Origin of the sequence: Tepidimonas thermarum, from assembly GCF_007556705.1 — a bacterium.
Taxonomy (GTDB): Bacteria; Pseudomonadota; Gammaproteobacteria; order Burkholderiales; family Burkholderiaceae_C; genus Tepidimonas; species Tepidimonas thermarum.
In genome coordinates this window covers 1-9,067 of the sequence record NZ_VJOL01000067.1, presented here as the reverse complement: position 1 = coordinate 9,067, position 9,067 = coordinate 1, and the positions used below count along the sequence as shown (strand labels likewise).

At 64.9% G+C, this 9,067-nt stretch carries 6 protein-coding genes and 1 pseudogene; all 7 read right to left on the bottom strand.

Annotation, left to right across the window (positions count from 1 at the left end; translation table 11 throughout):
- Positions 1–80 precede the first annotated feature (80 nt).
- Positions 81–917: an NnrS family protein gene (locus tag Tther_RS12080; RefSeq protein ID WP_185975091.1), complete on the bottom strand. Its 837-nt coding sequence runs from the start codon at positions 915–917 to the stop codon at positions 81–83.
- Between the two features lie 9 nt (positions 918–926).
- Positions 927–2,180, bottom strand: coding sequence for an NAD(P)H-dependent flavin oxidoreductase (locus tag Tther_RS12075; protein ID WP_143904218.1), 1,254 nt, complete (start codon positions 2,178–2,180; stop codon positions 927–929).
- A gap of 9 nt (positions 2,181–2,189) precedes the next feature.
- Positions 2,190–2,960 carry a peptidylprolyl isomerase gene (locus Tther_RS12070; RefSeq protein WP_246099036.1) on the bottom strand — a complete coding sequence of 257 codons (771 nt, stop codon included), beginning with the start codon at positions 2,958–2,960 and terminating at the stop codon, positions 2,190–2,192.
- A 58-nt stretch (positions 2,961–3,018) separates the two neighbouring features.
- Positions 3,019–3,723 carry a respiratory nitrate reductase subunit gamma gene (gene narI / locus Tther_RS12065; protein ID WP_143904214.1) on the bottom strand — a complete coding sequence of 235 codons (705 nt, stop codon included), beginning with the start codon at positions 3,721–3,723 and terminating at the stop codon, positions 3,019–3,021.
- Between the two features lie 21 nt (positions 3,724–3,744).
- Positions 3,745–4,422, bottom strand: coding sequence for a nitrate reductase molybdenum cofactor assembly chaperone (narJ, locus tag Tther_RS12060; RefSeq protein WP_143904212.1), 678 nt, complete (start codon positions 4,420–4,422; stop codon positions 3,745–3,747).
- A gap of 27 nt (positions 4,423–4,449) precedes the next feature.
- Entirely contained in the window at positions 4,450–5,982 is a 1,533-nt protein-coding gene (gene narH, locus Tther_RS12055) for a nitrate reductase subunit beta (protein ID WP_143904210.1), read from the bottom strand.
- A gap of 38 nt (positions 5,983–6,020) precedes the next feature.
- Positions 6,021–8,953: pseudogene (locus tag Tther_RS12050) on the bottom strand (nitrate reductase subunit alpha); the annotation flags it as partial.
- Positions 8,954–9,067 lie beyond the last annotated feature (114 nt).

Below are 9,067 nucleotides of genomic sequence, written 5' to 3'. Positions count from 1 at the left end.
GTTTCCGCAATGCTCGCCGAACTCGACGACGAGTGGCTGACCGGCAAGGTCTATCTCAACTTCAACCTGTAACCCGGTTGTCATGACCACCCAACCGGAAATTTACAGAAAAGAGGTTGCACAATCCCACGCGTGGCCGCGGCATCCTGCAGCCCACGACCACCCCATTCGAACGCGGCTTCGACCAGCGCCGCCCCGAGCAGCACCACCAGCACCCACCAGGGTCGCCACACGTCCACCATGGGCAAGGCGCTGGACGTAAAAAATGGCACCAGCCGATGCAAGGCGCTGATGAACACGGGAACGATGGACAGCCAGACCGCCGACCGCACCAACACCAGCGCGTGGGGTATGGCCTGCACCACAACCGCGTAGGCAAGTGCCAGAAGGTGCACCACCGCCACCCAGCTGGCCACGGCGATGATGCCGGCGTGCCAACGGTCGTCGGCCCGACTGCGCCCAATCAATCCGGTAAAGCGCGCCGCCACCAGGGCCTGACCGAGCGCGGCTGCCAGCAGGCCCGGCGCGGCCCACCACACCCCCCCATGCGCACCCGTCAACCACGCGGCCCAGCCCGCGACCTGCAGGATCACCGGTGCCAGCAGCGCGCGCGCAGGTGGAGGTGCCACCGCCAACCATTTCGGCCCCGCCGTGAACGCAAACCCGGCCACAAACAGCGGCATGAACCCGAGCGTCATGATCGCCCCGTGCACCAAGATGGGCGGCAGCGCCAAGGGCAATGCCACCAGAGGCCAGACGCGCGAGAACAGTACCCACGCCCACCACGCCGACGCCGCCAGCATGACCACGACCGCCGCCGCAAACCCCAGGCGATGCGGCGCCCACAGCAGGATGCGCCAACGCCACCCATGCACGGCAGGGGCACCGGGGGTCAGGGGCGGAAAGCCGGTAGCCACAGGCGCCTCTCAAGCCGGGGCCGCAGCGGTCACGTGCTGCCCCAACAACCAACGCAGCAAATCCTGCACCGGGCGGATCGCGTCACCAAAGGGCAAGCGCCCCGCGCCCCGAAAAAACAAGCCACGCTGAACATCACCCGCCAGGGCATGGCCGAGCTGCTGGTCGATGCAAAACTGCCCCATCTCGGCAACGCCATCGCGCAGCCCGCAGCGCGTAAGGCAGTCAAACCCCATGTTGCACCGCCGTTTGGGGTGGGCCATCGACTGCATGCGCGGCTCCAGCCGCAAATACTTCTCCAACCAGGGGGTTCGCACCGCGCGTGCTGGCAGTCCTGCCACGCTGATGAATTCGACGAGATCCTCGGGGCGTGCCTGCGCCAACACGCGTTTGAAAGCCTCAGCGGCGTCCGCCTCCGCCGTAACCGCAAAGGCCGTGCCCAATTGCACCGCTGCGGCTCCCAGCGCCTGCAGGCGTTGCACCTCGGCGTGAGAGGAAATCCCGCCTGCAACGATCACGGGGATCTCGCGCTCGACCCCCTCGCGGATCAGAAAATCCCGCACCTCGGGCACCGCGACATCGAAATCGAAGCGGCGATCGTGCACATCCGCCACGCGCGCCGCTCCCAGATGCCCCCCGGCAAGTCGGGGGTGTTCCAAAATGATGGCGTCTGGCAGGCGCCCGCGTTTCATCCAGCGCCGCACCACCACCTGCACCCCCCGGGCATCGGAGAGGATGGGAATCAGCGCCACATGCGGATAGTCACGCGCCAAGTCTGGCAAATCCAATGGCAAACCCGCGCCCACGACAATGGCATCGGCGCCGCTGACCAGGGCCTGCCGAACATACCGCTCATAGGCCGACAGCGCCCGCATGACGTTGACGGCAATCATGCCGTACCCACCCGCCAGAGCACGCGCGCGCCGGATCTCGCGATCCAACGCCTCATCGTTGGCCGCGTCGATGCAAGCGCGCGCAGCGGGCGACTTGTCCAGGTGCGCCGTCCGCTCCATCAGGTCCGGGTGCAGCCGGCGCAAATCGACTGAAGCAATCGTGCCGACCGCGCCCGCCGCTGCCACGGTGCCCGCCAAACCGCCCGCCGAAATCCCCACCCCCATCCCCCCTTGGACGATGGGCAACAGGGTGCGACCTGCCAGCGTCAGCGGGCGCAACCCACTGCCATCCAACCAATGCCGGCTATGCGCCGGCACTGCACCGCACGGCTGCCGGTCCGCGGTTGGTTGGGGCGTCCCACGCTCATCCATGGCGGCTCCTTACGATTGGGGCAGCAGGGGACTGCTGGCCCCCTCCAGCTCGACCCCAACGATGTGCGCCTGGGACGCAAGGTGCCGAAGATACTGCTCCAAAGCAGCCGCCCGTGCCCGCAGGGTGAGATCCCGTACGATGCGCTGCCGCGCCTGTTCGAATGGAATGGGTCGACCCGGCCGGCGCCCAACGACACGCACGATATGCAGTCCAAAGCGCGTGCGCACCAGCCGTGGGTGCACCCCGGGTGCCAGGCAGGAGTCGTGCTGGTAGAACAGCTCGTTGGCCAGCTCGGGCGCACAGTCTGCGGGCCCGATCCATCCCAGATCGCCCCCATGGGCACCCGAAGGGCAATTGGACAACTCCGCCGCCATTTGCTCGAAACGCCCGGGCGGCACATCCGGACGCAACAGCTCAATCAGCGCCTCCTCGGCGCGACGCGTCAGGGCATGCACATCCACGCGCGGCGTGACCGCAAATAGGATGTGTCGCACATGCAGCGCCTGCCCTTCCACGAACCGCCGGCGATTGGCCTCGTAGTGGCGGCGGCACGCCGCCTCGTCGGGCGGTGGCGTGTGCACCTCCCGCAGCAGCAGTTCATCGATCGCGGCGTGTTCCTCGGCGTCGAGTGGCTCCACCACGTCACCCGCCCGCGCCGGCAACAACCCCACGGCAACGGCGCGCTGCCGCAGCAGCTCGGCCCACGCCCGCTCGCGCAGCGCTGGTAGGGGCAACGCCTCACCGGGTGCGTGCAGGGCCACGCCGTTGATACTGGCCACGACCGGTGCCGGTCGAGAGGACGCAGCGCAAGACACCGCGGTCGGATCGGCCCCCATTTCAGCGCCCCCCCTGAGCACCCAACCGACGGCTGCGCACGATTTGGTATGGACGCCAGAGATAGGCCACCGAGGCAAAGCCACTCCAGACGTGCACCAGGCGTGTGAACGGGAAGACCAAAAAGATGGTCATGCCCAGTACCATGTGGGCCTTGAACACCCATCCCACGTCGGCCATCAGCTCGGCGGTCCCGGGGCGGAAGGTGACGATGCGCTGCGCCCATTCGGCCAATACCAGCATCATGCTGCCATCCAGGTGCGCAGCCGAGAAGGGGATGGTCGCCAGGCCGAGTGCAAACTGCGCCCATAGGAGCCACAGCAGCACGATGTCACGGGTGCGCGAGGTGGCGCGGATGCGGGAGTCCGCCAACCGCCGATGCAGCAACAGCGAAACGCCGATGAAACCCAGCACCCCAAAGATTCCACCCGACACCATCGCCAGCACCTGCTTGGCCCCGGCGCTCATGAAGGGTTCGTAGACGAAATGCGGGGTCAGCATGCCCACCGTATGCCCGAAGAACAAAAACAGGATGCCGGCGTGAAACAGGTTGCTGCCCCAGCGCAGTTGGCCGGCCCGTAACAGCTGCGAAGAATCGCTTTTCCAGGTGTACTGGTCGCGATCGAAGCGCAGCAGACTGCCGAGAAAAAACACCACCAGGCAGATGTACGGGTAAATGCTGAAGAAAAAAGCGTTGAGCGCATTCATGGTCTGCTCCGCAATAAAACATCACACGACTGACGCCGTTGCATCGGGACGGCGACGAACGAGGTGAACCGGACGCTCGCTACCGGTCGCCGCTGCGACGGGACACCCGCCAAAGGCCTCGGGTTCGGCCCAACTGGCATCCAGGCCCGGCTCGTCATCGGGCTCGACGGGCTCCACCGTTTGACCGCACGCCTCCAGCACTGCCATCAGCACGTCGGCATAGGCGCTGCGGCGGCGCAGCAAGGCACCAACGACGGCATTGACGATGTGCGCCACCTCGCCCACCAAACCGCGGGCGATGTCGGGTGGCTGAGTGGAGGCGAACTCCAACAGCACGGGCAGGTAGTCGGGCAGTTCGTGCGAGCGCAGATGCAGGCCGGCAGCCTCGTAGGTGCGCAGCAGGTCGATCATGGCCGGCCCGCGCTCGCGCGAGTCGCCATGCACATGCTCAAACAGGTGCAGCGAGGTGCTGCGGCCCCGGTCAAACGTCTCGACGTACGCAGCCTCGACGTCATACCCATCCTGGCGTTGCCAATTGGCCACCAGGGCCTGCAGACGCCGCAGCCGCCCAGGGGGCACAGCGCCCTCTTCGGCCATCACCTGCAGCGCCTCGGGGGCACGGGCGCGGACCTCGTGGTCCGGGTAGCGCAGCAAAAAGGCCAGCGCGCGCAGCGTATAGGTCAGTCGGTGGGGGTGCATGGGCTTCGCTCCTCTATGGGTACGGGTTCAGGCCTCGACCTTGATGGGGATGGTGCGCACACGCTTGCCCCCAAACAGGCTGGTCCCGGTCTGCCCGTCGGAGCAGCCGTTGCCAAACGAGAAACCACACCCTCCACGCAGGTCGAACGCATCCTCGGCATACTCGCGGTGCGTGGTGGGGATGACGAACCGATCCTCATAGTTGGCGATGGCCATGATGCGATACATCTCCTCGACCTGGGCTGGCGTCAGATCGGCCTCGGCGAGAATTCGGTGGTTTTCCACCCCCTCGACGTGCTTGGCGCGCTGGTAGGCCCGCATGGCCAGCATGCGGCGCAGCGCCAGCACCACCGGGCGTGTGTCGCCCGCGGTCAACAGATTGGCCAGGTACTGCACGGGGATGCGCAACTGCTCGACGTCCGGTAGCTCACCGTGGGTACCGATGTGGCCCGCGTTGGCTGCCGCGGAGATGGGCGACAGCGGCGGCACGTACCACACCATCGGCAACGTGCGGTACTCGGGATGCAGCGGCAGCGCAACCTTCCAGTCGATTGCCATCTTGTAGACTGGGCTGTTGCGCGCCGCGTCAAGCCACGCTTGCGGCACGCCGTCGGCACGAGCTTGCGCGATGACCCGCGGATCGTTGGGGTTCAGAAAGATATCGAGCTGGGCGCGGTAGAGGTCGCGCTCCTGTTCGACGCTGGCCGCCTCGGCAATGCGATCGGCGTCGTAGAGCACCACGCCGAGGTAGCGGATGCGCCCCACACAGGTTTCGGAACACACCGTGGGCTGACCCGCCTCGATGCGCGGGTAGCAAAAGACGCATTTCTCAGCCTTGCCGCTTTGCCAGTTGTAGTAGATTTTCTTGTACGGGCAGCCCGAGACGCACATGCGCCAACCGCGGCACTTGTCCTGGTCGATCAGGACGATGCCGTCCTCCTCGCGCTTGTAGATCGAGCCGGACGGGCACGAAGCCACGCACGCGGGATTGAGGCAGTGCTCGCACAGCCGCGGCAGGTACATCAGGAAGGTATTCTCGAATTGGCCGAGCATGTCCTTTTGCACCTGATCGAAGCTGCTCAGGTTGGCATCCTTGCTGCGCTTGGCGAACTCGCCCCCCAAAATCTCCTCCCAGTTCGGCCCCCACTCGATCTTGTCCATACGCTCGCCGGTGATCAGACTGCGCGGGCGAGCCGTGGGTGCGGCCTTCGACGACGGCGCATGGTGCAGATGCTCGTAGTCAAAGGTATAAGGTTCGTAGTAGTCGTCGATTTGCGGCAGGTTGGGATTGCTAAAGATCTTCATCAACAGCGACCACTTGCCGCCCTGACGCGGCACGATGGTGCCATCCGAGCGGCGTTTCCAGCCCCCGTTCCAGCGGTCCTGGTTCTCCCATTCCTTGGGGTAGCCAATGCCAGGTTTGTTCTCGACGTTGTTGAACCAGGCGTATTCCATCCCGGGGCGGTTGGTCCATACGTTCTTACACGTCACCGAACAGGTGTGGCAGCCGATGCACTTGTCGAGGTTGAGCACCATCGCGATTTGGGCGCGCACTTTCATGGCGGTTCTCTCCTGGGTTCGTTGCGCAAAAAGGCGCATCAGGCCTGAACGGTGTCGCGGCGCTCGCCGTCGAGCCAGTCGATGCGGCGCATCTTGCGCACGATGACGAACTCGTCCCGGTTGGTGCCGATCGTTCCGTAGTAGTTGAAGCCGTAGCTGAATTGGGCGTAGCCGCCGATCATGTGCGTGGGCTTGACGACCACGCGTGTGACCGAGTTGTGGATGCCGCCGCGCGTGCCGGTAATCTCCGAGCCGGGGGTGTTGATGATCTTTTCTTGCGCGTGATACATGAGCGTCATGCCTGGCATGACGCGCTGACTGACAACCGCCCGCGCGGCGATAGCCCCGTTGACATTGAACAGCTCGACCCAGTCGTTGTCCTCAATGCCGGCGCGGCGAGCATCTTCTTCGGACAACCAAATGACCGGCCCCCCGCGGTTGAGGGTTAGCATGAGCAGGTTGTCGGTGTAGGTGCTGTGGATCCCCCACTTCTGGTGCGGAGTGATGAAGTTGAGCAAGATTTCGGGGTTGCCGTTGGGCTTGCGCGCGATCAGCTCGTCTACCGCCTTCATATCTACCGGCGGACGATAGCTGCTGAAGTTCTCGCCAAACGCCGTCATCCACGGGTGGTCAAGATAGAACTGCTGGCGGCCGGTCAGCGTGCGCCAAGGGATGAGTTCGTGCACGTTGGTGTAGCCAGCGTTGTACGAACCTTTTCGCTCTCGAGTCCAGACCAGATGGGCGAACTGATGATCTTGCGTGGCTGCGCCTGAATGTCGCGGAAACGGATCTTCTCGTCCTCGCGGTGCAGGGCCAGGTGAGCATGGTCGCGCCCGGTCACCTTGGACAGCGCCTCCCAGGCCTTGACCGCCACGTGGCCATTGGTTTCCGGCGCCAGCTGCAGCACCACCTCGCAGGCATCGATATCGGTATCAATGCGCGGCCGGCCCCGGGTCGGACCATCGGCCTGAACCTCACCGTTGAGCTCGGCAAGCTGGTGCACCTCCTCCTGCGTTGACCAGGCCAGCCCCTTGCCGCCGTTGCCCAGTTTGTCCATCAGCGGACCCAAGGCGGTGTAGCGGGCATAGGTGTTGGGGTAATCACGCTCCACGACCATGATCTGCGGCGCCGTCTTGCCAGGAACGAGCTCGCACTCGCCGCGCTTCCAGTCGCGCACCTCGAAGGGCTGCGCCAGCTCTGCCGGTGTGTCGTGCAGCAGTGGCAACAAAACCACCTCCTTCTCCACCCCTAGGTGGCCCGGGACGACCTCGCTGAACGCCTTGGCAAAACCCTTGAAGATCTCCCAGTCGCTGCGGCTCTCCCACACGGGATCGACCGCCGCCGACAGGGGATGGATGAAAGGATGCATGTCGCTGGTGTTGAGATCATTCTTTTCGTACCAGCTCGCCGTGGGCAGCACGATGTCCGAGTACAGACAGGTCGTGCTCATGCGGAAGTCGAGCGTCACCAGCAGATCCAGCTTGCCCTGCGGCGCCTGGTCATGCCACACCACCTCCTGCGGGCGGGCCGTAGGATCGCCCAGCTCCTGCCCTTGCACACCATGGGTAGTGCCCAGCAGGTGCTTGAGAAAATACTCGTGCCCCTTACCGCTCGACCCGAGTAGGTTGGAGCGCCAGACGAACATGTTGCGCGGCCAGTTGTCTGGGTGATCGGGATCCTCCCAGGCCATGCGCAAACGCCCGCCGCGCAACCCTTGCACGACATAATCCTTCGCGTCCATGCCTTGTGCCGCGGCATCCCGGGTCAGCTGCAGTGGGTTGGTTTGCAGCTGTGGGTTGGCCGGCAGCCAGCCCATGCGGGCCGAGCGCACGTTGTAATCGATGAACGCGCCTTTCCACTGCTCGCGTTTGGCAAGAGGGGACAGTACCTCATCCACACCCAGACGCTCATAGCGCCATTGGTCGGTATGCACGTAAAAGAAGCTGGTGCTGTTTTGTTGGCGCGGTGGGCGCACCCAGTCCAGCGCGAAGGCCAGCGGCAGCCAACCCGACTGGGGACGCAACTTTTCCTGCCCCACGTAGTGCGCCCAGCCACCGCCGCTTTGGCCGATGCAGCCGCACAGCATCAGCATGTTGATGATGCCGCGGTAGTTCATATCGCTGTGGTACCAGTGGTTCATCGCCGCGCCGATGATGACCATCGACTTGCCGTGCGTCTTGTCGGCGTTGTCGGCAAACTGGCGCGCCACGGCTATGGCCTGTTCGCGCGGCACACCGGTGATGCGCTCCTGCCATGCGGGGGTGTAGGGCACGTCGTCGTCGTAGGAGGCTGCCCCGGTATCACCGGGCAACCCGCGCGGCACCCCGTAGTGCGCAACCGTCAGGTCAAACACCGTGGCGACGATGGCATGGCGCTCCTCGCCGGCCTTGCCCAGCGGAATGCGGCGAAGTGGAACGGTGCGCAGCAGCACATCGCCGCCCTGGGGGTTGGCGGCAAAGTGCGGGTGGTGCACCCCACCGAAGTACGGAAAGGCCACTTGGCCAACATCGTATTCGGCAGCAGCGCCCTCCATCACGCTGAGCTTGAGGCGCACCTCACGCCCGTGCCGCGCTTCCTTGCTCTCCAAATTCCATTTCCCCAGGTCGCTGCGGCCCTCGCCCCCCCAGCGAAAACCGATCGAGCCGTTGGGCACCACCACCTTGTCCGACTCGTCGAACGCGACGGTTTTCCACTCGGGGTTGTTGTCCTGCCCCAGCTTGCCGTTGAAGTCGCTGGCGCGCAAATAGCGCACAGGCACCAGGGCGCGACGCCCGTCGGGTAGGTTTTGCTCTTCGAGCAGCACCAGCAGTGGCAAATCGGTGTAGCGGCGCACGTAGTCATCAAAGTAGGCGCTGCGCCGCTGAACGTGGAACTCACGCAGGATCACGTGGCCCATGGCCATCGCCAACGCCGCGTCCGTGCCCTGCTTGGGGTGCAACCACAGATCGCACAGCTTAGCAGGCCGTTGAAAAATCCCTCGCCACCCCCCGCGTCGGGCGGTACGATCTGAGGCCAACCGAGAACAACGCAGACGAGCACGATGAGAGGCAGTCAAGACTTCCAGGGGGCGATGTTCAGCTACATC

Bases quoted from the DNA above. Each gene is read 5' to 3' on its own strand.
- narH (WP_143904210.1), bottom strand. From the start codon at position 5,982: ATGAAAGTGCGCGCCCAAATCGCGATGGTGCTCAACCTCGACAAGTGC.
- narI (WP_143904214.1), bottom strand. From the start codon at position 3,723: ATGAATGCGCTCAACGCTTTTTTCTTCAGCATTTACCCGTACATCTGC.
- narJ (WP_143904212.1), bottom strand. From the start codon at position 4,422: ATGCACCCCCACCGACTGACCTATACGCTGCGCGCGCTGGCCTTTTTG.
- Tther_RS12075 (WP_143904218.1), bottom strand. From the start codon at position 2,180: ATGGATGAGCGTGGGACGCCCCAACCAACCGCGGACCGGCAGCCGTGC.